Here is a 22,369-nt window from a genome sequence, read left to right on the forward strand (position 1 = left end):
CTTTGTTCCCATCCTTTCCAATTTTCTCAATCACCCCTAGACGGACAGCCATGAACTCCGGTCGAACGACATTCCCCCGCACCCCGGCGAGCCACCGATGGTAGGCGCGCGGCGGACCAATGACTGGGGTTTTCCCCGCTGGCGCGGCTATGGTTCCTCGCGCGAGGCGACCACGGTGCGCATCTGCGACCGCCACGGCTGCGAAGAGAAGGGCGATTGCCCCGCGCCCAAAGCCCCGCACAGCAAGGAGCGATGGTATTTCTGCCAGCGCCACGCGGCGGAATACAATTCGAAGTGGGACTATTTCGAAGGGCTCGACAAGGCCGAACGCGCAGCCCGCGCCAAGACCGAGCAGACCGAGAACGCGGGCTACGCCGAAGCGCAGCACTATGGCTGGGCGACCAGCGGCGACGGATCGCGCTCAGCCGACGAAATGCGCGCGCTCGAGGTGCTGGGGCTGGAAGGCGACGCCGACTCCGCCGCGATCAAGAAGGCGTGGCGCGAAAAGGCCAAACTGGTCCACCCCGATGTAAAACCCGGCGACAAGGACGCCGCAGCGGAATTCCAGAAGCTGCAACTGGCCTACGAAGTGCTGAAAGCGGCGGAAGAGCGGCGGGAGTGGCGAGGGTAGGCGCCGCCCCGGTTGTCGCCATTCAGCTGCACGACTAAGCACTAAAAATGCCAAAGGTTCTTTCGCCACTTCTGCTTGCCGCAATCGAGCGATACTCGGCAGCGCGCGAAGCAAGGACCGATCTTGCGAAGCCGATTGTCGATTTCATTGCAGCGACGGGGGATCAAAGTCCGGCATCCATTGCTGATGCAGATGGAGCGATTGCCTCGGCCGCGAGGCTGTGGAGCTGGTCTCGAAAGCTAAGCTGGTTTGAGCGCAACGTCTTTGGCAAAAGGGCCGATCGGGATCTGCTAGACGAGGTGCCCGGGCTGGCGTATCTCTTTCTGTTCCACAAAAACGGATTCCTGCGGCAGGCTGCCCTCGAGAGAATATCAGGACCCATCTCCAATGCCTTCTTGGTCGCCGCCTTGGCGTGGCGCAGGAACGATTGGGTTGATCAGGTGCGGGCTAGTGCCAAAGCCTGTATGGATCGGTGCCTGCCGTCCACTAGCCCCGACGTGCTAGCCGAGTTTTTTCTTGAGACGGCAGGGCCTAGGTCAACTTGGCGGCGTTGGTCAGACGCTCAGCGACAGTCAATGGATGCGCTCCTTGCTCGCCCAGAGGTGGCTGCAGAGATCGTGGCTCAGCTGCTCATGCAACGAGACGGCCCCCTACCTTCTTGGCTGCGATATCTACTTCGGTACGAATGGATCGACCCCTACCTCAAAATCCTCGCATCGGAGGCGAAAATTCCGGGGGTACGTGCCGTCGCTTTACAAGCCCTCGCATATGGCTTTGCTCGCTCAACCGACGGGTCAAGGCAGCGTTTCTGGATCGATAAGCCGATGGGAATCATCGGTTGGCGACCACATGTCCAGCAGCGGGCTCTGACTATCCATTCTGATCGCTCCGAAGCCATTCGCAGCGGCCTTCAGGATTGCTCAACTGCTGTGCGCAAGGTGGCGCTTGAAGCAATAATGGACCGTGCTTCGGACGATACGGAGCTCGTCGCTCTGGCAGAGCCATTCTTGAATGATCGATCCGCCTGCATTCGTTCAAAAGCCGCATTTATTGTTGAACGGGTAAAGTAAGCAAACTGAACCAACTGTTCGAATTCCATCCCGAAATTGGACGTATCGCATCATACTGTACAAAATTGACGGTCGTGTTCCTGCTCAATTATCATTCCACCATGGCACATCAGTCCATGGCCGCATATCCAGCTCGTGTGTCCACGCGCTGCGGGGTTGATGGGCGAGGTGCCAGTAGGTGTCCGCGACCGCTGCCGGATCAAGCAACCCGTCTTGGCCCTTGTGCGCCTTGAAGGCGTCGAACTTCTCGCCCAGCATCTTGCCCAGCGTGTCGGGCGCATCGACCGGGCCGTCGATGACGACATGCGCGACGTGCACGCCTTGCGGGGCGAATTCGGCGTTGAGGGTCTGGCACAGCATCCGCCGTCCTCCCATCGCCGCGGCGTGGCTGTGCTGGCCGGCATTGCCGCGCACCGCGGCGGTGGCGCTGGTGACGATGAGCGTACCTTGGCCCCTCTCGGCCATGCGCGGCATCAGCGCGCGGGCGAGGCGGAAGGGGGCGTAGGTCGCCAGCCGCCAGCCGAGCTCGAACATCCGGTCGGTGGTGTCGGCCAGTGAGCGGTTGCCGATCTGCGCGCCCAGATTGAACAGCGCGACCTCGACCGGCCCGATGCTGCGCTCGACATCCTCGACCAGCTCCTCGATCGTGTCGGGCAGCGAGGCATCTAGCAGCCGCCCGCTCGCCTCGCCTCCGGCATCGGAAATGGCATCGACCAGCCGCTGCAAGCCCTCCTCGTCCGAGCGGCGCGCGAGCACCGCGTGGTATCCGCCCGCCGCGAAACGCTGCGCGGCGTGGCCGCCGATCCCCGCGCCGGCGCCGATCACGAGGAACACGGGTTTGCTGGTCGCCATGTTCATTCTCCGTAGTGAATTTGCACTTTACCGGCCGCTTCGGCGGCGAGCTTGCGCGCGGTGTCGGTATCGTCCGCCGTCGCCAGCGCCACCCCCATGCGGCGATACGGACGGGTGACCGGCTTGGCGAAGATGCGGATCTCGCTCCCGTTCGCCATCGCTTCGGCAAGGCCGGAGTAGCCGACGGTGTCGCTCGCCCGGTCGGCGAGGATCACCGCGCTCGCCGCCGGGCGGGCGCGCAGTTCGGGCGGGATCGGCAGCCCCAGGATCGCGCGCGCGTGGAGGTCGAACTCGCTGAGGTTCTGGCTCACCAGCGTGACCATGCCGGTGTCGTGCGGGCGGGGGCTGAGCTCGGAGAAGATCACTTCCTCGGTGTTGTTTTCTCCTTTGGCAACGAAGAACTCGACCCCGAACAGCCCGTAGCCGCCCAGATCGTCGACCACCTTGCGGGCCATGTCCTGCGCTGCAGCGATCGCGGCGGCGGACATCGGGGTCGGTTGCCAGCTTTCCTGGTAATCGCCGCGTTCCTGCCGGTGGCCGATCGGCGGGCAGAAGGTCACGCCGCCTCTATGTCGTACGGTCAGCAAGGTGATCTCGTAGTCGAAATCGACGAACTGCTCGACGATCACCCGCCTGCGGTCGCCGCGCATGTTGTCGACCGCGTAGGTCCACGCCGCCTCCAGCTCGCCCGCCTCGCGCACCGTGCTCTGGCCCTTGCCGCTCGACGACATCACCGGCTTGATCACGCAGGGCAGGCCGGTGTGCTCCGCGCCCGCCAGCACCTCCGCGAGGCTTTCCGCATAGCGATAGCGCGAGGTGTTGAGCCCCAGTTCGAGCGCGGCGACATCGCGGATCGCGTCGCGGTTCATGGTCATCTGCGTTGCGCGGGCAGAGGGGACGACGGTGAAGCCCTCGGCTTCGACTTCGGCCAGCACCTCGGTGCGGATTGCCTCGACCTCGGGCACGATATAGTCGGGGCAGTGCTTGTGGATCACTGCGCGCAGCGCCTCGCCGTCGAGCATGGAGAAGACCTCTGCCGCGTCCGCCAGCTGCATCGCGGGGGCCTGCGCATAGCTGTCGCAGGCGATCACATAGGCCCCCAGCCGCTTGGCCGAGATGACGAATTCGCGGCCCAGCTCGCCCGATCCGAGGAGGAGGATTTTCGCGGTATGGGCCATGCGTTTGCGTCCTATAGGCGGCGCAGCACCGCCTCGGCCATGCGTTGCCCGAGCTGCGGCCCCTGCGCGGGGTAGAGGAAGGGCTCTATCATCTCCGCCTCCATCACCGCCAGTGCCCCGTCGTGCCGGATCATGTCGATCCGGGCGTAGAGCGGCGCCTCGCCGGGGATCGCGCGGACCACGGCTGCGGCAGCGGCGACTTCGCTCGGCAGCGGGTCGACCGCTTGCTCGCGCCCGCCATAGATCGACTGGATGCGGTAATCGCCCGGCGCGGCGGTCTTGCGGATCGCGTGGCCGAAGTGCCCGTCGATAAAGACGAAGCTGGTCTCGCCCTCCGCGACGATTGCGGGGAGGAACGGCTGGACCATGGCGCGGTGGCCGTAGCGCCAATCGGCGGGCGGGGCGGTGCCGCGGGTGACCATCAGCTGCCCCTCCGCGCCTGCGCCTACGCGGCGTTTGATGACGAGCTGCGTACAGCCGAAATGGTCGAAGGCGGCGGCAATGTCCGCGCCGGTCGGGTCGTCGGGCCACAGCGTCGGGATGGTCTGCGCGCCGGCCGCCGCCAGTTCGCGCAGGTAGGCCTTGTCGATATTCCACCGCACCAGTTCGGCGGGGTTGCACACCTGCACCCCGCGCGCCGCCAGCGCCTCCATCTTCGCGAGAAACGAAGCCTCGTGGTCGTGATAGTCCCACACCGTGCCGAGCAATACGAGAGGATAGGCGGCAAGCGTTTCGAGCGGGGCGTGCCAGTCGATCTCGACCAGTTCGAGCCCCGCCGGGCCGAAGCCTGCCCGCAGTGCCGCAACCTGCTCGTCATGCTCGAATGCATCAGCCCGGCGAACCGGCGACCCGGGCAGTGTGCCGGGGCAGGCGAGGAAGCCGATCTTCGTCACGCTCCGTCACCCCGGCCCCCGAGCCGGGGTCCCGCTTGCTTATGAAGCGAAGCGCCAGGCCGCCAAATAGCGGGACCCCGGATCAAGTCCGGGGCGACGAGGGAGTTGACGTATCCGCCAAGCCCTACCCGCCATTCCCGCTCATCCTGAGGAAGGCCCGAAGCCGCAGGCAGAGGGGCTGTCTCGAAGGACCCTTCGAGACGCTCGGACATGCGTCCTCGCTCCTCAGGATGCGCGGCGCTGCTCACACAGCGTCGAGCGCCTGTGCGAAGTCGGCGATCAGGTCGTCCGGGTCCTCGATGCCGATGCTGATGCGCACCAAATTGGGCGTTATGCCCAGCTGCGCCTTGCGCTCGTCCGGCACCGAGAGATGCGTCATAGCCGCCGGGCAGCTGGCCAGCGTTTCGGTCCCGCCGAGGCTGACCGCCAGCTTGGCGATCTTGAGATTATCGAGGAAGCGGAACGCCGCGTCCTCGCCGCCCTTCACGAACAGCGAGAAGGTGCTGCCCGCACCGCTGCAATGCCGGTCGAAAATGTCTTGCTGGCGCGGATCGGTGATGAAGCCGAGATAGCCGATCCCTTCGACCTTGGGGTGATCGCGCAGGAAGGCGCAGACCTTCTCCGCGTTCTTCCCTGCGCGCTCCATCCGCAGCTCGACCGTCTCGAGGCTGCGCATCAGCATCCACGCGGTGTTGGGGTCGGTAATCCCGCCCATCGTGTTGCGCAGCGCGCGCACCGGGTCCATCCAGCGCTTGGCCCCCGCAATGCTGCCCGCGACCAGATCCGAGTGGCCGCCGACATACTTCGTTAGCGAATAGACTACGATGTCCGCGCCCTGGTCCAGCGGGCGCGCCCACAGCGGGCCGAGGAAGGTGTTGTCGATCGCGATCGGGGTGACCTCCGCGTCGAGGATCGCATCGCGCGAGGCCTTGACCGCCTCGACATCGACCAGCGCGTTGGTCGGGTTGGCGGGGCTTTCGAGATAGACCATCGCCACCTTGCCGCCCTGACGTGCGGCCTTCTCCTTCGCGGCGGCAAGCACCGCGTCGATCTCCGCGCGCGTCGCGCCGGCGGCGAAGTCGAGATAGGTCACGCCGTATTTGCTCAGCACCTTGGCGATGAAGCCTTCGGTCGCGGCATAGAGCGGGCCGGAATGGACGATCACGTCGCCCTGGTTGCAATAGGCGAGCAGCATCACGGTGATCGCGGTCATGCCGCTGGAGAAGCTGAGCGCGTCCTCCGCCCCGTCCCAGATCGACAGGCGATCTTCGAGGATTTCCTGGTTCGGCCCGTTGAAGCGCGAATAGACCAGCCCCTCTGCGCCGCCCGGGCGCTTTCCGGTGATGCCTTCGAAATGGCGCTTGCCTGCAGCCGAATTCTCGAACGCGAAGGTGCTGGTGAGGAAGATCGGGGCCTTGAGCGAACCTTCGGACAGCACCGGGTCGTAGCCATGGCCCATCATCAGCGTGCTGGGCTTCAGTTCGCGGCCGTTAATGGTTTTGGCTTCGGGCTTGGGGTTGCGGCGGGGGGTCAGGGTGGTGACTGCGTCGGTTGCGTCCGTCATGCGGGCGGCCTTCCATATTGCACGCTCCCAGGAAGGCAGGAGCTGGCAAGACCGCCGGTGGCACCCGTTGCTAACCTCCGCAGCAACGCTTCTCCACCCGGGGCCGGATGATGGAGCGCCAGATACCGCTGCGAGGCGAGCGCCGCAACCGGTTGCAGCTCAAATTATCCCACCACACTCGCCACGGCCCACACCAGCCCGACGATCAGGAAAATCCCCACGATATCGAGCAAGAACCCGGCGCGCACCATGCTGCCGATGCGGATGCGGCCGGTCGACCAGGCGATGGCGTTGGGGCCGGTTCCGGCAGGCAGCATGAAGCCCCAGCTGGCGGCGAGCGCGGCGGGCATGGCGAGCAGCACCGGGTCGACCCCCAGTGCCACCACCAGGCTCGCGACCACCGGGATGATCCCGCTCGCGGTCGCGACATTGCTGGCGAATTCGGTGATCAGCACCACCATCGCGGTTACGGCCAGCGCGACCACGATCAGCGGGAAGGCCTCGAGCGGCAGCAGCGCCTGCCCGAGCCATTGGGCAAGGCCCGAGGCCTGCATCCCCGCAGCGAGCGCCAGCCCGCCGCCGAACATCATGATCACGCCCCACGGCGCGCGGTCGGCCTCCTGCCACTTGAGCAGCGGGCGGCCGGTGCCGTCGGGTAGCAGGAACAGCGCGAGACTGGCGAGGATGGCGATGGTTCCGTCTTCCCAGCTCCGTTCGGGCAGCAGCGGAGCGACCCACAGCTGGGTGGTCCAGAGAAGGAAGGTGATCGCGATCACCGGCAGCAGACGCTTTTCGGGCACAGTCCAAGGCGCGTGATCCTCGATCGATGCGCGAGCGGCGGCGACATCGAACGGATGCTCGGCCACCCGCTGGACCCGCGCGACAATGAAGGCCGCGAGCGGGACACCGACGATGACCAGCGGCACCCCGTAGGCCATCCATTCGAGGAAGGTGATGCGGTGCCCCGCCATCTCGTCGAGCAGCGCGACCGCGATCCCGTTGGTCGGCGAACCGACTATGGTGCCCAGCCCGCCGATGCTGGCGGCAAAGGCGATCCCCATCGGCAAGGCCCCGGCGAGGCCCTCGTGCGCCTCCGCTTTCAGCCCGCCGCCAACCAGCACCGCCGCCGCCATCGGCATCATGATCAGCGCGGTCGAGGTGTTGGAGATCAGCATCGAGAGCACCCCGGCGCTCAGCATGAAGGCGAGCAGCAACCGCGCCTGCCCGCCGCCGCTGCCCACGGCCTTGAGGATCGCGAGGCTCAGCCGCCGGTGCAGCCCGGTCCGCTCGATCGCCAGCGCGATGAACGCCCCGCCGAGCAGCAGGAACAGGATCGGCTCGTAATAGGCGCTGGCGGTTTCCTTGGCGTTGAGCACCCCGGCAAAGGGGAGCACCACGAAGGGCATCAGCGCCGTGGCGGTGAGCGGGATCGCCTCGGTCATCCACCACGCCGCCATCAGCACGACGAGCCCGGCGACGACAAATGCCTCGCGCTCCATCCCGCCGGGCGGGGGCAGGAAAATGCCTGCGGCCAGGCCGAGCAAGCCGATTATGAGGCCGATGCGTTGTGCGGTCACCGCTGTCCGTAACTCCCTTTGCGCTGGCAGGTTAGACCGGGTGAACCGGCATTCACAGGATGAAATAGCTTGCCGCGAGCGCGCTCATCAGGACGATGGCGATGAGGTTGAGCAGGCGCATCGCCGCGCCCGGCCGAGCTTCGTCGGGCAGCGCGCAGCGGGTCACGACCATATGGTTGAGCGTCGCGATGATCGGCGCGGACAGGAAAGCGACCGATGTGGCAAGGTCAACGAAGGACTTGAAGTCCGCCAGCAGGAACAGGATCGCCGAGAGCGCGGACACAGCGATGGCCAGCACGATCGCGATGTAGACCCTGCGCAGCCTGCCCGGATCACGCTGATCGGCGATCTCCGAGTAGGCCGAAGTGAAGGCGCGGCCATAGGCGTCGAAGGCGGCGAATATCGTTGTCAGCATGACTGCCAGCGCGGAAATGGCGGCCAGAAGTGCGGGAACTTCGCCTAGCGTTTCGCGGTAAAGCCCGACCACCTGCGTTGCGAAGCCAACCGCGTCGGAGGCAGGCTCGACCGCATTGGCATGCATCACGCCGGCGCCCATGATGCAGAAGCACACCGCCAACACTGCGCTCAGCACATAGCCGCTGAGGAAACCGAGCCGCGCTTCGGGCAGGGTCACCGCCCTGCCATCGGGGTTGCGCGTCTCCGCCTCGATGGTCCAGATCGACTGCGGGATCGACACATCGAGCGGGTTGGGCATGAACCCCGCCAGCGCGACGAGGAACAGGATCGCTGCGGGGTCCGCCGCCCAGCCGAAGTCGCCCAGCGTCGCCCATTCAACCCTCGGCAGGACCAGCACGGTCGTCGCCACGGTCGCGACGATGAGGAACGCCATCAGTACCCGGTTGACCGCGTCGAGCCAGCCGTATCCTCCGGCGATGATGAGCACCACGGTCGCTGCGATGACCAGCCCGGCCAGCACCGGCACCGACAGCGTAACCCCGGTCAGTGCCCCGATCAGCCCGGCGGTCGTCGCGCCGATTGCGGCGACCACGATCGGTGTGACCGGCACGATGACCAGCAGGAACAGCACCGGTGCCCACAGGCCGAGCTCGCGATATCCGGCCAGCAGGCTGCGCTTGGTGGCGTGGCCGTAATCGACCCCGAAACGGAAGGCGGGGTATTTGAGCACATTGATGAGGATGATGATCCCCGCCAGCGCCAGCCCGAACAGCGCGCCCGCGCGGGTCGACTGGACAAGGTGGGACACGCCGACCGCCGCGCCCGAGAACAGCAGGCCCGGCCCCAGCGTGCGCCAGTAATGCGATCGCGATCCGGCCATGACCCATCCCCCCTTGCAGGGGAGTTAGCCGGGAATGCAGCCTATGGCGATAGCCCGATGCGGCCTATTCGACCACTTCGGGCTGGTAGTTCTCGCCCGGCAGGTCGATCCCGATGAAGATCACCGTCCCGATGCGCTGCGCGCCCAGACCCGTTCCCCTCGCACACCACCGAGCGCCTCAGTCGCCGTCTGTCGAGAACCTAGATCCCAAGCGTAGCCGCCGATGGCATGCCCAATACCCGGACCGGTCGCCGTTACCGCAGTCTCACGGGCTGAAAGGGGCTATTCGACTTCGGCGGGCTTCCCGTCCGGCCCAACATCGCCGATCGTCACGCGGCCCAGGCGCCGTTCCTTGATCAGTTCGTTGATCTTGGCGTTGCGTTCCTGGACGGCGCGCTGGACGTTGAGCGGGATTCGGGTCTCGACTGGCGAACAGTCGCCCAGCCCGCCACCGGGCGCAGCAGCACAGCTCTCGACGTTGCTATAGAACGGTTCGCTCTCGCCTCCGGCGAGATCGGCAATGTCGGCTTCGTAGAGGCTCGCATCGACCCCCCGCGTCTCGGCCAAGATTTTCTGCACCGGTTCCTCGGCAAAACGATCAAGATGTGCGCGCAGGTCAGCTTCCCAGTTCTTGAAATAGAACGGCCGCGCTTCCTCGTAGATTTGCGAAACCCACAAGGCGTCGCCTCGCGACTGGACACCCCGCAGAGAATTGACGAATTCGTTGCCTGAAAAATTGAGCAAGTTCGCCACATTGTCGCCCGTATAGGCCCCCGACTGGATCGAGGGGCCGCCGATCTCTCCGCGAAAAAAGCCGTAGATCACGCGTCCATCCGTCCAGTTGGGATAGACGATACGTGTGCGAATATCTTTCGGGCTGAGCGCTACCCCGGCGACGTTGAGGAATCGCGCATCATCCATCTTCACGCCGTCAATCATCAGCCGTTCGGGCCACCGGACCGGGTAATTCTGCGCGATCTGTTCGATTACCGCTACGTTGTGCAGGTTGATCCAGTATGCCAGCTGCTCGTTGCGCGGCAGGCTGGCAATATCGATCTCGGTCCCGATCCGCTCGAGGTCCTTGCGATACTCGGTGAGGGTCTGGATCACGTCCTTGTCGAGCATCGAGAACGTCACCCGGTTACCTTCGAGCCGGTATTGCGATTTCTGCCCGTAGGTGAGCCGCGTGCCAATGCTGGCCTGTGGTTGTGTGGCTACTTGGCGGAGTGACGGCCCTTGGTCGAGTACGAAGAACCGCAACGCCTTGTCCCAATGCTCGAAATCGAACTTGGTCGCGGCGCCAGACGGACGGGGGACGAATTTCGCAATCGGTGCGGCCGGTGTGGCGACTTCCTGGGCAGCGGCAGCTGCGGGATGGACGCAGACAGAGGCTGATGCCAGAGCGATTGCTAGCAGGCAGGAGGTGCGACCAATCATTGCGTTACTCCGGATGGCGCCGTCATTATGGCCGCAGAAAAAAACTGCGCAGAAGTTTGCGCACGGTGAACGAAATACATCGGCGCTGTTGGCGCGGCAATTCAACTTGCAGAACCAAGTATGCCGTTGGTCGACCTGGCAGGGGAAGAATTGCCGGTCTGCGGGTGGGAAAGGGAAGGAGAACGGGCCGCCCTGTGGCGGCCCTCCTCATCAATCCTTGGACGAAGCGCGCGCTATTTAGGGGCCAGCACCATCAGCATCTGGCGGCCTTCGAGCCGCGGGAACGCTTCGACCTTGGCGATTTCATCGACATCGTCCTGCACCCGCTTGAGCAGGTTCATGCCCAGTTCCTGGTGCGCCATTTCGCGCCCACGGAAACGCAGGGTAATCTTCACCTTGTCGCCGTGTTCGAGGAACTTGTTCACATTGCGCATCTTCACGTCGTAATCGTGCGTGTCGATATTCGGACGCATCTTGATCTCCTTGATCTCCTGCGTCTTTTGCGTCTTGCGTGCGGCGTTGGCCTTTTTCTGGGCCTCGAAGCGGTGCTTGCCGACGTCGAGGAACTTGCACACCGGCGGGTCCGCGTTGGGGGACACTTCGACGAGATTGAGGCCGAGTTCGTTGGCCTGTTCGATCGCTTCTCTGGTGTACATCACGCCAAGGTTTTCGCCTTCGTGATCGATCACGCGCACCTTGTCGCTCTGGATGAGATTGTCGTAGCGCGGACCGCTCTTGACGGGCGGTTGCAGCGTGCGCCGGGGTGGACGGGCTATGGGGCAGACTCCTGTTATTGCCTCGGTTGGAGGCGGCTATGTAGGGATTGCGCCGGGCAAAGGCCAGCGATTCCACGCGGACAATCACGCGAATCTTCGGCGCTGTTGAGTTTTCGCTACGCCGCCTGCCGCCACAGGGGAAAAGTCGCCAGCCGCGCCCCGGCGTGCACCATCGCGTCGATCGCGGCTGCGGGCTGCATCGCGCGAACGATCGCCGGGTCGCCCGCATCCATCCCACCGGTGTAGGTGCCGAAGGCGGGGAGGATCATCCGGCCGGAACCGGGGGCGCCATGTGCGATCACCGCGCAGGCCCGGCGCACGTGCCGGTCGCGCAGCTTGAGCTTCAGCCGGGGGTGGAAATGTCCGGAAAGTTCGGGCCGTGTCTCGCCGCGCTTGGCTTCGTGGCGCAGCACCAGCCCGGCGATCTCCAGTTCGGTCGCCAGAGTGCCGCCGTGGCGGATCTCCATCTCGGGATCGTGATTGCCGGTGATCCACACCCAGTCGGTCGCCCGGGTCAGCGCGCTGAGCATCCCGGCGGCATGATCCTCCAGCCGGGCGGAGCCCTCGCTGTCGTGGAAATTGTCCCCCAGCGTATAGACCCGGCGCGCGCCCGTTGCGCCGATCGCCTCGGCGATCCGCCCGAGCGTCTCGCGCGAATCATAGGGCGGGATCATCTGCCCGTGACGTGCGAAGAAGCTGCCCTTTTCCAGATGCAGGTCTGCTACCAGCAGCGCGTTCTCGCGCGGCCAGTAGAGCGCATTGTTGCGCAGGAGGGCGAATTCCTCGCCTGCGAACGAAAGGGGAACCATCGCTCCCCCTTGCCGCAGCGCCCGTGCCTTGGCAAGAGTGCGGCATGACCGATCTGCAAGACCACACCGCCCGCGCGAAGCACTGGTTCGAAAGCCTGCGCGACGATATCTGCGCCGCCTTCGAGGCGATCGAGCGCGAGGCCGGATCCGATGCCGCGTTCCAATACACCCCGTGGGACCGCGAGGAGGAGGGCAATCCCGATCCCGGCGGCGGGGTGCAGGGCCTGATGAAGGGCAAGGTGTTCGAAAAGGTCGGGGTCAATGTCTCGACCGTGAAAGGCAATTTCTCGCCCGAATTCGCCGGGCAGGTGAATGGCGCGAGCGCGGACAATCCCGGCTTCACCGCCACCGGCATCAGCCTGGTTGCGCATATGGCCAATCCGCACGTCCCTGCGGTGCATATGAACACCCGCTTCCTGACCACCGGCAAGGCATGGTTCGGTGGCGGGGCGGACCTCAATCCGCCGATCCCCTATGAGGAAGACACCGGCGATTTCCACGCCGCCTTCCGCGCTGCCTGCGCGGGTCACAACCCGACCTACTACGAACGGTTCAAAAAGTGGGCCGACGACTATTTCTTTATCCCCCATCGTGGGGTGCATCGCGGGGTCGGCGGGATATTCTACGACCATCTCGAGTGTGCCGATGACGCGGCTTTCGAGCGCAATCTCGCCTTCACGCAGGATGTCGGGCGCGCCTTTCTCGACATCTATCCCAGGCTGGTGCGCCGCCGGATGGAAAGCGAGTTCACCCCGGAAGACAAGCTGACCCAGCTCGAATGGCGCGGGCGCTATGCCGAGTTCAATCTGGTGTACGACCGGGGCACGCTGTTCGGCCTCAAGACCGGCGGCAATATCGACGCCATCCTGATGAGCCTGCCGCCCGAAGCGGTGTGGAGTTGAGTTTGAGTCAGGACCCTAGCGCGATCCCTCGACCCAGTTGCGCGCCGATTCGCGGAGGTCATGTCCAGTCCCTCCCAGGCGGACATACTCGTCTTGCATGTCCCGCGTTGCTATCAGCACGGTCGAAGCGATCATGCGATCGAAGGCCATGCCCAATTCCCCGTCCCATCGCCCCGCGCTCGACCACACGATTGTGCCGAAAGCCTCGAACCCGCTCCATTCGAGCAGTACGTCGCATCCCAGACCGATGCCGCGAAAGATCGCGAGGTCGGACGGTGCGAGCAGGCGAGCGCCGGTCAGGGAAATGTCGACCAAGGTCGCGGTCCGTGTCTCGTGCAAGGTGGTGACACGCGCGGGGAGATGGGTCGCAAGCCGACTTCGCTCGCGGCGATGAGGAGTTTCGGACAAGGCGTTGCCGAACGAAGTCATTGATCCGGCATATCGGGTTCATGGTCACAGGCAGGTTGACCGCCGGATGCGTAGCTTTACATATCGGGGAACGGAGCGACCATATCGCTCGTTCCCGCTCGGACCCGGCGTATCCGCCGGTCCGGCCAGCCCGCCTTCACCGGAGACACGGAGTCCACCCAATGCGCCGCGCCCTAATTCTTCCGCTCCTCCTGCTCGCCGCCTGCGACGTGCCCGAGGCCGGCGATCCCGAAGCGCTCAAGGTTGCACCGGTGCTCGATACGCCCGAGGCGGTCGACAACCAGACCTTCGCCAAGCCGCTCGAGGCGAGGGTGGTCAATGTCGATCTCGACCTCGACCTCGATTTCACCGGAAAGAAGGTTTCGGGCACCGCGATGCTCGACCTGATTGCAAAACCGGGCGTCGAGCAGGTGATCCTCGACAACGACGGGCTCGATATCGCCAGCGTGACCGACGGCGAGGGCAAGCCGCTCGAATACGAAGTGGGCGAGGAGGTCGAAGGCAAGGGCGCGCCGCTGACCATTACCATGGGTGATGCGCGCGAGGTTACCATCGCCTATTCGGCGAGCGATGCCGCCGCGCTGCAATGGCTCAGCCCCGAGCAGACCGCCGGCGGCAAGCAGCCCTATCTGTTCAGCCAGGGGCAGGCGACGCTCAACCGCACCTGGATCCCGACGCAAGACAGCCCGGGTATCCGCCAGACCTGGTCCGCGCGGATCACCGCGCCGGAGGAACTGACCGTGGTCATGTCGGGACTTTCGCAGGGCGATCCAGAAGCGGTCGAAGGCGGCCAGGATGGTAAGAAGCGGCGCGCTTTCACCTTCGAAATGGACAAGCCGGTCGCGCCCTACCTCATCGCCATCGCGGCAGGCGATATCGTGTTCAGGGAGCTCGGCCCGCGCAGCGGCGTGTGGTCCGAACCGGCAATGATCGAGGCGGCCGCGGCCGAGCTGACCGACACCGAGAAGATGATCGATGCGGCGGAGGAACTCTACGGCCCCTACCGCTGGGGCCGGTACGACATGATCGTGCTGCCGCCGTCCTTTCCCTATGGCGGGATGGAAAACCCGGTGATGACCTTCCTCACCCCCACCTTCATCGCGGGCGACAAGAGCCTGACCGGTCTCGTCGCGCATGAACTGGCGCACAGCTGGTCGGGCAACCTCGTCACCAACGCGGTGTGGGGCGACGGCTGGCTCAACGAAGGTGTGACCTCCTATTTCGAGAACCGCATCGTCGAGCAGGTCTACGGCAAAGAGCGCGCCGAGCAGGAAGCCGCGCTGTCTTACGCCAATATCGAGACCACGCTGGCCGAAGTCGGCGCCGATGCGCCGGGCACCGCGCTCCACACCGAAAGCACCGGCGAGGAGCTGGTCGGCAGCGCGATCGCCTATGACAAGGGTTCGTTCTTCCTGCGCACGGTCGAACACGAAGTCGGCCGCGAGCGGTTCGACGCCTGGCTGCGCCAGTGGTTCGACAACCACGCCTTCCAGCCCGCGACGAGCAAGATGATCCTCGACGACATGATGAAGAACCTGGTCGAAAGCCCCGAAGAGGCCGAACGGCTGAAACTGCGCGAATGGATCTTCGAGCCCGGCCTGCCGGACAATGTCTACAAGCCCGATCCCAAGGCCTTTGCCGAGGTCGACGCGGCGGCCAAGGCCTTTGCCGACAATCGCACGCTGGACGAGAAGGCATGGGCCGGCTGGTCGTCGGCCGAGCGCCAGCGCTTCCTCGCCAAGCTGCCGCGCGAGCTCGACAATGCCGAGCTGGCCGCGCTGGACGAGGCGCTCAAGCTGTCGGCGAACAGGAACAACGAGGAGCTGTTCCTGTGGCTCGACCTCGCGATGGCCAACCAGTACGAAGCCGCCGTGCCACAGACCGAGCAATTCCTCGCCATGGTTGGCCGCGCCAAATTCGTCCGCCCGCTGTTCACCACGCTGTGGGGTGAAGGGGCGTGGGGCCAGATGATAGCCAAACGGACCTACGCCGAGACGCGCGACAGTTACCACTCGGTGACGCAGGGTGCGGTGGACAAGGTGATGGGCAGGACGTCGAGTTGAGTGTGACCGGCGGGGCGCACCTGCGACGATAAATCGCGCAGCCCGAGTTTTCGGTTTCGCTATAGCTATTTGAGAACCTATCGCAGGCCGCCGGGGGGTGGGTCGACCGATGAATCGCAATCTTCTGGTCCTGGCGTTCATCATGTTCATCGACATGGCGGGTATCGGCCTGATCATGCCGGTCATGCCGTCGTTGATCGGCAATCTCGGCGATGTCGGGATCGACCGTGCGGCAGAGATCGGCGGCTGGCTGCTGTTCTCCTACGCCTTGATGCAGTTCCTCTTCTCGCCGGTGATCGGCGGGCTGAGCGACCGCTTCGGACGCCGCCCGGTGCTGCTGGTGACGCTGGCGCTGCTCGGTGTCGACTATGCGGTGATGGCCTGGGCGCCGACGCTCGCATGGCTGTTTGCAGGGCGCATCGTGTCGGGCATCATGGGGGCGAGCTGGGCCGCGGCGAACAGCTGCATTGCGGACTCCATTCCGGCTGATCGGCGCGGGGCCGCCTTCGGGCTGCTCGGCGGTGCAGGGGCTTCGGGCTTCGTGCTTGGCCCGGCAATCGGCGGCTTCATCGGACAATTCGGTGATCGCCTCCCATTCGTCGCCGCAGCCGTCATGTGTTTCATCGGTGTCGGGTTGGGGCTGCTCTGCTTTCGCGAGACCCTCCCCGAGAGCAAGCGCCGGGCATTCGATTTCCTGCGCGCCAATCCGTTCGGATCGATTGTCCAGATGGCGCAGGTTCCGCTGGTGATCGGGTGCCTGACGGCAATTTTTTCATGCAGCTCGCCGCGCAATCGCAGATTTCTGTCTGGGCGTACTATGGGACCGCGAAGTTCGGCTGGACCCCCTTTGTGATTGGGGCGACGATTGCCTTCTACGGCGTGCTTCTCGCTATCGCGCAAGGCTTCCTCAGCGGGCGGGCAATTGCGCGCTTCGGAGCCGTACGCACGGCGATAGCCAGCCTGTGTTTCGCAGTGCCGTCGTTCCTCGTTCTTGCTTTCGCGCCGACCACCAATGTCGTCGTGCTGGGCATGGTGATCGGGTCGGTGGCGGGAATGTGCTTCCCCGCAATGCAGCAATTGATGACGCAGCGCATTCCGGAGGACGCGCAGGGGGAGTTGCAGGGCTCGATCGCCAGCACGATCAGCCTGACGTCGATCCTCGGGCCGCCGATTATGACCGGGGTGTTCGGTGCCTATGCGGACGATATCGGGCTCTATATGCCCGGCGCGCCCTTCGCCCTGTCTGCCGCGCTCATGCTCGTCGCCGTCGTCGTGCTGGCAGCAACATTGCGCCGCCATGCCTCGCCCTAGGTTTTTTGCGTTGCAATAAGTCGCGCTGGCCCGCACATTTTACCCGATGCTCCGCCAGTACGAACTAGTTGAACGGGTCAAGGAATATGATCCGGACGCCGACGAGGCGCTGCTCAACCGTGCCTATGTCTACACGGTGCAGAAGCACGGCACGCAGAAGCGGGCTTCGGGCGATCCCTATTTCTCGCATCCGGTCGAGGTTGCGGGGCTGATGACCGACCTCAAGCTCGACCAGGAAACCATCATCACCGCGCTGCTCCACGACACGGTCGAGGATACGCTGGCGACGATCGAGGAAGTCGAGGCGCTGTTCGGCGTGGACGTCGCGCGGCTGGTCGACGGGGTGACCAAGCTCAGCAAGATCGAGGCCATGCCCGAGAACGAGCGCGCGGCGGAGAACCTGCGCAAGTTCCTGCTGGCGATGAGTGAGGATATCCGCGTGCTGCTGGTCAAGCTGGGCGACCGGCTGCACAACATGCGCACGCTGCATTTCATCAAGTCGCCCGAAAAGCGCCAGCGCATCGCGCGCGAGACGATGGATATCTACGCCCCGCTCGCCGAGCGTGTCGGTATGTACGAATACATGCGCGAGATGCAGCTGCTCGCGTTCGAACAGCTCGAGCCCGACGCCTATCGGACGATCACCGGGCGGCTCGAACAGATCCGGCGGCAGGACGGCGGGCAGGTCGATGCCATTGCGCTGGCGATCAAGCAGGCGCTGGCGGCGGCCGGGCTCAAGGTCGAGGTAACCGGGCGCGAGAAGCACCCCTATTCGATCTGGAAAAAGATGGCCGAGCGCCACCTGCCGTTCGACCAGGTGACCGACATCATGGCCTTCCGCGTGATCACCGAGAGCGAATCCGACTGCTATCTCGCGCTGGGCGTGCTGCACCAGGTCTGGCAGTTCATTCCCGGGCGGTTCAAGGACTATATCTCGACGCCCAAGACCAACGGCTATCGCAGCCTCCATACCGCGCTGATCTACGAGAATTCGATGCGGGTGGAGGTGCAGGTCCGCACCCGCGAGATGCACCGCACCAACGAGTTCGGACTCGCCGCGCACTGGGCCTACAAGCAGGGCGACCGGCCCGACGGGCAGGTCGGCTGGCTGCGCGACCTGATCGAGATCGTCGACGCGAGCCACGATGCCGAAGAACTGCTCGAACACACCAGGCTGGCAATTTACCAGGACCGGATTTTCGCCTTCACCCCCAAGGGATCGCTGTTCCAGCTGCCCAAGGGCTCGACCCCGGTCGATTTCGCCTTCGCCGTGCACAGCGAACTGGGCGCGCAGACCGTCGGCGCGAAGATCAACGGGCGGCACATGCCGCTGCGCACCCCGCTGGGGAACGGCGACGTGGTCGAGATCATCAAGGGCAAGACCGCCGAACCGCAGCTGAGCTGGCTCGGCTTCGTCGTCACCGGCAAGGCGCGCGCCGCGATCCGCCGCGCGGTGCGGCTGAAGGAACGCGCCGAGGTGGCCGAGATCGGCAAGAAGATGTTCGACGAGATCGCGCTGCGCGTGCCGGCCAAGATCGGCAAGAAGGCGACCCGCGAGGCGGTCAGGCGGCTCGAGATGGAGGACGAGGAAGACCTGATGTACGCCATCGGCGCGGCCAAGATCGAGGACCGCGAGGTGATGGAGGCGCTGGTGCCCGGCTGCACCGCGGAAATGGAGCAGCCCGCCGAATGGTCGAAGCAGGAGCAGGCGATCTCGATCCGCGGGCTGACCGCCGGGGTCGGGTTCCAGCTCGCCGAATGCTGCCACCCGGTGCCGGGCGACCGGATCGTCGGCCTGCGCAAACCGGGCGAGGGGGTCGAGGTCCATGCGATCGACTGCCTCGAACTGGCGAGCGGGATCGACGCCGACTGGCTCGATCTAAGCTGGGGCACCCGCTCGGTCGGCGCGGTGGGGAAGCTGCGCGCGACGCTCTACGACCGGCCCGGCTCGCTCGCCGAAATGGCGGGCATTTTCGCGCAGAACCTCGCCAACATCCGCTCGCTGGTCCAGTCGCAGACCGAGCATCCCTTCACCGTCTACGAGGTGGACTTGGAGGTGCAGGACCTCGCGCACCTCACCCGCATCCTCAGCGCCCTGCGCGCGAGCGATGCGGTGGCGCAGGCCGAACGGGTCTGACCGGATGGGCGTGATCGGGATCGACCATGTCCAGCTCGCCATGCCGCATGGCGGGGAGGAGGCCGCGCGGCGGTTCTGGGTCGGCGTGATGGGGCTGGAGGAAGAACCCAAGCCCGCGCATCTCGCGACCAACGGCGGCTGCTGGTTCGCCGGCGGCGGGGTGCATATCCACTGCGGGGTCGAGCGCGACTTCGCGCCTGCGCTGTGCGCGCATCCGGCGCTGCTGGTGGACGACCTGCCCTCGCTTGTCACTCGGCTTGAGCAGGCGGGCGTGCCGTTTGCGCCGGGCAAGCCGCTGGCAGGCTATCGCCGCGGCGACATCGCCGATCCCTTCGGCAACCGGATCGAGCTGATGCAGCGGGTTTGATCGCGACAAGGCTATCGTCGCCCCGGCCTTGATCCGGGGTCCCGCTTTTCTTCAGGCACAGCGCCAAAGGCAGCGGGACCCCGGGTCGAGCCCGGGGTGACGGTAGAGTTAGTAAAGCTCGAGAGTTAGATTCAACGCATCCCCCTCAGCCAGATCCTCCGCGCGCAGCACTTTCTTGCCGACCAGCAGCCACCACTCGCCGGTCTTCGAGGGAAAGACCGAGGTCTTCCACCGCGTCCCGCCGATCCGCGCGGTGACCTTGACCGAGCCGAACCCGCGCCGCGCACCGAATTCGAGCCGGCGCAGCCGCTCGTGCATGCCGATCGCCTCTGCCGTCTCGCCGCCGATGGTGACGAGGTGATAGGTGCCGCGCTCGCCCTGCCAGCGTTGCAGGACAGCGCCTGTTTGCAGCCTCTCCGTCATTGCGAGCGACCGAAGGGAGCGCGGCAATCCATGATGCGCCAAAACGCCATCGCGCGAGGATTGCCGGACCACTCCATGGATTGCCGCGTCGGCTTCGCCTACTCGCAATGACGGGTCAGAGGGAAGCTACTGGGAAGCCGCCCGCCGCACCGGGACCGGGATATTGCAGATATCCGCGCCGCCTGCCGGCACGATGAAAAACGGATCGCGCCGGTTTGCGCGGGCATCGGCGTAGCGGGCGAAGGGCTCGCTCTCGGTCGAGAGATACTCGAACTTCGGTTGCTCGACCGCAGGCAAATCGCTCGCCACCCGCACCGTCAGGATCGGGGTGCGCTTGTCGAACTCGTCCTCGGCATAGAAGCCCAGATCGCCCTTGCCGCGCGGCAGGCTGGAGAGGTGCTCCATCCCTTCGATCACCCGCCCGACCAGCGCGATATTGCGGTCGAGATGCCGCGGCGCATGGCCGATCACCGTGTAGAGTTCCGCGCCCGAGCCCGTGTCCGGCGAGTACCCGCGACCGACGCCGACCATGCCGTAGCAGTGCGCAGCCGCAAATCCGGTCGCCAGCGGACTGCCCAAGTCGTCGGCGAGGTCCCCGTCGGGGCCAACCGCTTCCCTCAGCCCGACCGGCCATCCGAGCGCGAACGAGCCGAGGCCGTATGGATCCCGGTTGAGGAGACGCCGAAGCGGTTTGTCGGCGAGGCCCAGCGCGTCGAACATCGTCTGTGTATCGACGGTGTATCCGCTCTCCTCCATCACCTGTAGTCCCTCGGGCAGCAGCTTCGGCTCGCCCGTCGCCTCCGGATTGTCATAATTGGGATCGCCCCACTGGACGACGTAGTTGTCCTGCACCCGGTTGACGCTGATGTTGTCGTACCACCCGGCGCGGGCGAGGGTGCGGATGTTGCTCACCCAGCCCTGGCTGAACGGCGCGGGCATCAGCTGGATGACCACCTTGCGCTCATTACCCTCGACGTCCGGGGCGAGGGTCATCACCAGCAGGTCTTCCTGCGGGATCGCCACCCAGTCCGATTGCGGCGCTGCAGCGACGATCTCGTTAGGCGAGGGCTCTCCCTTCGGCTCCTCCTGCGCAAGGGCAGGTGCGGCGAGGGCCAGTGCGGCGGCGAGCGAAACCAGAGGCTTGATCATCGGCCGAAGGTGCCACGGCTCGCAATCAATAAAAACCCCTTTCCGCGCGTTTTCGGGGGCGGAAAGGGGCACTGGCGGTGACGTTCGCAGGGGATGCCCATCCGCGCAGCGTCACCGTCATGGCTGTGGCTAGCACGAAGCGGCGAGTCGCGCGAAGCAGTTTGCTGCAACCCGCCTTGCGATTGCCCCCGTTCGCCGCTAGAGGCCGCGCTTCCTGCCAGCCAGGAGCGCGGAGCGGTGGCCGAGTGGTCGAAGGCGCACGCCTGGAAAGTGTGTATACGGTAACCCGTATCGTGGGTTCGAATCCCACCCGCTCCGCCACCCGGTTTAAGTATCTGGGACATATCAGAAAACTTGGCCGAATACTGCGCGGCTCTGCGGCATTTTAAGCCAATCTCGAGTGCTGGAGACGGACCGTCTGGCCTCGAGATGGTCAGGCCGGTCGCCACCAAGTTCCTCTTCTTCCAGGGCGGACCACAGAAAGATGGGCTCGACCACCAGGCTGACCCAGGTGTCATCGACACCCTGCTCGCGCGCAAGCGAAGCTGAACAACGAGCGATTCACTCTGCTCCCAATTGGAGCAAATTCTTCGATATTCATCTCCACTCGAAAAGAAAAATCTGCAAAGAGTACCAACAAGATTCGGCCGTACTTGCGAGAAATCAATTCAAAGCGCAGATGCATTGTGGGTGTTTCGAGGGGGATTCGTGCAGTCTATTTTGGGTCGTTTGCTTCGCTCGACAGCGATGAGCCTGGTCGCTGTGTCGGCGTATCTTGCTGTAAGCGCGCCTGCGTCAGCACAGCAGCAGAGTACCGAAACCTACGCCTATGATGCGCTCGGTCGTTTGGTTAAGGTCGAAGTTTCCGGTGGTCAGAACAACGGCGACAAGCACTCGATCTGCTACGACAAAGCGGGCAATCGAACAGATTACATGGCGAGCGCCGACGGCAGTCTGGCAACTTGTACCTCCGGCACTTCGACACCTACTCCTACTCCTACTCCTACTCCTACTCCCACCCCGACACCTACGCCCACTCCTACACCAACTCCGACTCCAACTCCGTCCAACAGTCCGCCCAATGCGCAAGACGACAGTGTGTCGGGCATATGCAACGGCTGGACAGTGATCAATGTGCTGCTGAACGATACCGACCCTGAGCCGAACTATCCGCTGAGCCTGGTTTCGCTGAGTCCCGGGTCGGGCGGCGACTCCATCGCAAGTATCATCTCATCGGCCCATATCGAGATCTTCTTCGGGCCCACCACCTGGACCAATACGAGCTTCACCTACACGGTCGCTGATTCGCTTGGTGCGACCGATACGGCAACGCTGACTGCCTCGACCGAGTCCTGCTCGGGCGACCTACCACCTGATTAGCCAAGCGCCCTTCGTATCCAGCCAAGCCAGCCGGGAGCAGACCCGAATGAACTTGAATGTAACTCTTCCCGACTTCCTCGCTCCTGCAATGATCGGGGTCCTTCTCGCGCATGCTCCGGTCGTG

General features: G+C 64.8%; 21 protein-coding genes and 1 tRNA gene. 10 read left to right on the top strand and 12 right to left on the bottom strand.

Annotated features, from left to right (window positions below; genetic code table 11):
• Nucleotides 1–97 precede the first annotated feature (97 nt).
• Nucleotides 98–631, top strand: coding sequence for a J domain-containing protein (locus tag NSO95_RS03585; RefSeq protein WP_257594787.1), 534 nt, complete (start codon nt 98–100; stop codon nt 629–631).
• Between the two features lie 47 nt (nt 632–678).
• A complete protein-coding gene (locus tag NSO95_RS03590) occupies nt 679–1,701 on the top strand; it encodes a hypothetical protein (protein WP_257594788.1) in 1,023 nt (340 codons plus the stop codon).
• 84 nt (nt 1,702–1,785) lie between these two features.
• On the opposite strand, the gene NSO95_RS03595 is transcribed toward NSO95_RS03590, so the two are convergent.
• The 9 genes from NSO95_RS03595 to pdeM form a co-directional block, all read right to left on the bottom strand.
• Nucleotides 1,786–2,553: an SDR family NAD(P)-dependent oxidoreductase gene (locus NSO95_RS03595; RefSeq protein ID WP_257594789.1), complete on the bottom strand. Its 768-nt coding sequence runs from the start codon at nt 2,551–2,553 to the stop codon at nt 1,786–1,788.
• Between the two features lie 2 nt (nt 2,554–2,555).
• Nucleotides 2,556–3,731 (bottom strand): formate-dependent phosphoribosylglycinamide formyltransferase, encoded by a 1,176-nt coding sequence (gene purT, locus NSO95_RS03600; RefSeq protein ID WP_257594790.1) that lies wholly within the window; start codon nt 3,729–3,731, stop codon nt 2,556–2,558.
• Between the two features lie 11 nt (nt 3,732–3,742).
• The gene (locus NSO95_RS03605) at nt 3,743–4,624 is read right to left on the bottom strand and encodes an ATP-grasp domain-containing protein (RefSeq protein ID WP_257594791.1); all 882 of its coding nucleotides are present in this window, start codon (nt 4,622–4,624) and stop codon (nt 3,743–3,745) included.
• Between the two features lie 244 nt (nt 4,625–4,868).
• On the bottom strand, nt 4,869–6,188 hold the full coding sequence (locus NSO95_RS03610; protein WP_257594792.1) for a cystathionine gamma-synthase family protein: 1,320 nt from the start codon (nt 6,186–6,188) through the stop codon (nt 4,869–4,871).
• 164 nt (nt 6,189–6,352) lie between these two features.
• Entirely contained in the window at nt 6,353–7,765 is a 1,413-nt protein-coding gene (locus NSO95_RS03615) for an SLC13 family permease (RefSeq protein ID WP_257594793.1), read from the bottom strand.
• A gap of 52 nt (nt 7,766–7,817) precedes the next feature.
• Entirely contained in the window at nt 7,818–9,062 is a 1,245-nt protein-coding gene (locus tag NSO95_RS03620) for an NRAMP family divalent metal transporter (RefSeq protein WP_257594794.1), read from the bottom strand.
• Between the two features lie 282 nt (nt 9,063–9,344).
• Nucleotides 9,345–10,499, bottom strand: a complete 1,155-nt coding sequence (locus tag NSO95_RS03625; protein ID WP_257594795.1) for a DUF547 domain-containing protein — start codon at nt 10,497–10,499, stop codon at nt 9,345–9,347.
• Between the two features lie 233 nt (nt 10,500–10,732).
• Nucleotides 10,733–11,251: a translation initiation factor IF-3 gene (infC, locus tag NSO95_RS03630; protein WP_257595355.1), complete on the bottom strand. Its 519-nt coding sequence runs from the start codon at nt 11,249–11,251 to the stop codon at nt 10,733–10,735.
• 140 nt (nt 11,252–11,391) lie between these two features.
• Entirely contained in the window at nt 11,392–12,084 is a 693-nt protein-coding gene (gene pdeM, locus NSO95_RS03635) for a ligase-associated DNA damage response endonuclease PdeM (protein ID WP_257594796.1), read from the bottom strand.
• Nucleotides 12,085–12,128: 44 nt separating this feature from the next.
• Here pdeM and hemF point away from each other — a divergent pair, with 44 nt between their 5' ends.
• Nucleotides 12,129–12,986 (top strand): oxygen-dependent coproporphyrinogen oxidase, encoded by an 858-nt coding sequence (gene hemF, locus NSO95_RS03640; protein WP_257594797.1) that lies wholly within the window; start codon nt 12,129–12,131, stop codon nt 12,984–12,986.
• Between the two features lie 15 nt (nt 12,987–13,001).
• Here hemF and NSO95_RS03645 read toward each other — a convergent pair whose 3' ends face one another.
• Nucleotides 13,002–13,415, bottom strand: coding sequence for a PilZ domain-containing protein (locus tag NSO95_RS03645; protein ID WP_257594798.1), 414 nt, complete (start codon nt 13,413–13,415; stop codon nt 13,002–13,004).
• 161 nt (nt 13,416–13,576) lie between these two features.
• On the opposite strand from NSO95_RS03645, the gene NSO95_RS03650 reads away from it, so the two are divergent.
• From NSO95_RS03650 to NSO95_RS03670, 5 genes are all read left to right on the top strand, one after another.
• A complete protein-coding gene (locus NSO95_RS03650) occupies nt 13,577–15,478 on the top strand; it encodes a M1 family metallopeptidase (protein WP_257594799.1) in 1,902 nt (633 codons plus the stop codon).
• Between the two features lie 109 nt (nt 15,479–15,587).
• On the top strand, nt 15,588–16,331 hold the full coding sequence (locus NSO95_RS03655) for an MFS transporter (RefSeq protein WP_257594800.1): 744 nt from the start codon (nt 15,588–15,590) through the stop codon (nt 16,329–16,331).
• On the top strand, nt 16,253–16,789 hold the full coding sequence (locus NSO95_RS03660; RefSeq protein WP_257594801.1) for an MFS transporter: 537 nt from the start codon (nt 16,253–16,255) through the stop codon (nt 16,787–16,789). The genes NSO95_RS03655 and NSO95_RS03660 overlap by 79 nt, the downstream gene beginning before the upstream one ends.
• A gap of 46 nt (nt 16,790–16,835) precedes the next feature.
• Complete coding sequence (locus NSO95_RS03665; RefSeq protein ID WP_257594802.1) at nt 16,836–18,926, top strand: RelA/SpoT family protein; 2,091 nt, start codon at nt 16,836–16,838, stop codon at nt 18,924–18,926.
• Nucleotides 18,898–19,293 carry a VOC family protein gene (locus NSO95_RS03670; RefSeq protein WP_257594803.1) on the top strand — a complete coding sequence of 132 codons (396 nt, stop codon included), beginning with the start codon at nt 18,898–18,900 and terminating at the stop codon, nt 19,291–19,293. The genes NSO95_RS03665 and NSO95_RS03670 overlap by 29 nt, the downstream gene beginning before the upstream one ends.
• Before the next feature lie 108 nt (nt 19,294–19,401).
• Here NSO95_RS03670 and NSO95_RS03675 read toward each other — a convergent pair whose 3' ends face one another.
• Complete coding sequence (locus NSO95_RS03675; RefSeq protein ID WP_257594804.1) at nt 19,402–19,716, bottom strand: DUF1905 domain-containing protein; 315 nt, start codon at nt 19,714–19,716, stop codon at nt 19,402–19,404.
• 126 nt (nt 19,717–19,842) lie between these two features.
• On the bottom strand, nt 19,843–20,865 hold the full coding sequence (locus NSO95_RS03680; protein WP_257594805.1) for a peptidylprolyl isomerase: 1,023 nt from the start codon (nt 20,863–20,865) through the stop codon (nt 19,843–19,845).
• Between the two features lie 231 nt (nt 20,866–21,096).
• Here NSO95_RS03680 and NSO95_RS03685 point away from each other — a divergent pair.
• Both NSO95_RS03685 and NSO95_RS03690 read left to right on the top strand, forming a co-directional pair.
• Nucleotides 21,097–21,186, top strand: a tRNA-Ser gene (locus NSO95_RS03685).
• 426 nt (nt 21,187–21,612) lie between these two features.
• Entirely contained in the window at nt 21,613–22,245 is a 633-nt protein-coding gene (locus NSO95_RS03690; protein WP_257594806.1) for an Ig-like domain-containing protein, read from the top strand.
• Nucleotides 22,246–22,369 lie beyond the last annotated feature (124 nt).

Origin of the sequence: Parerythrobacter lacustris, from assembly GCF_024626475.1 — a bacterium.
GTDB classification, from domain to species: Bacteria; Pseudomonadota; Alphaproteobacteria; order Sphingomonadales; family Sphingomonadaceae; genus Parerythrobacter_A; species Parerythrobacter_A lacustris.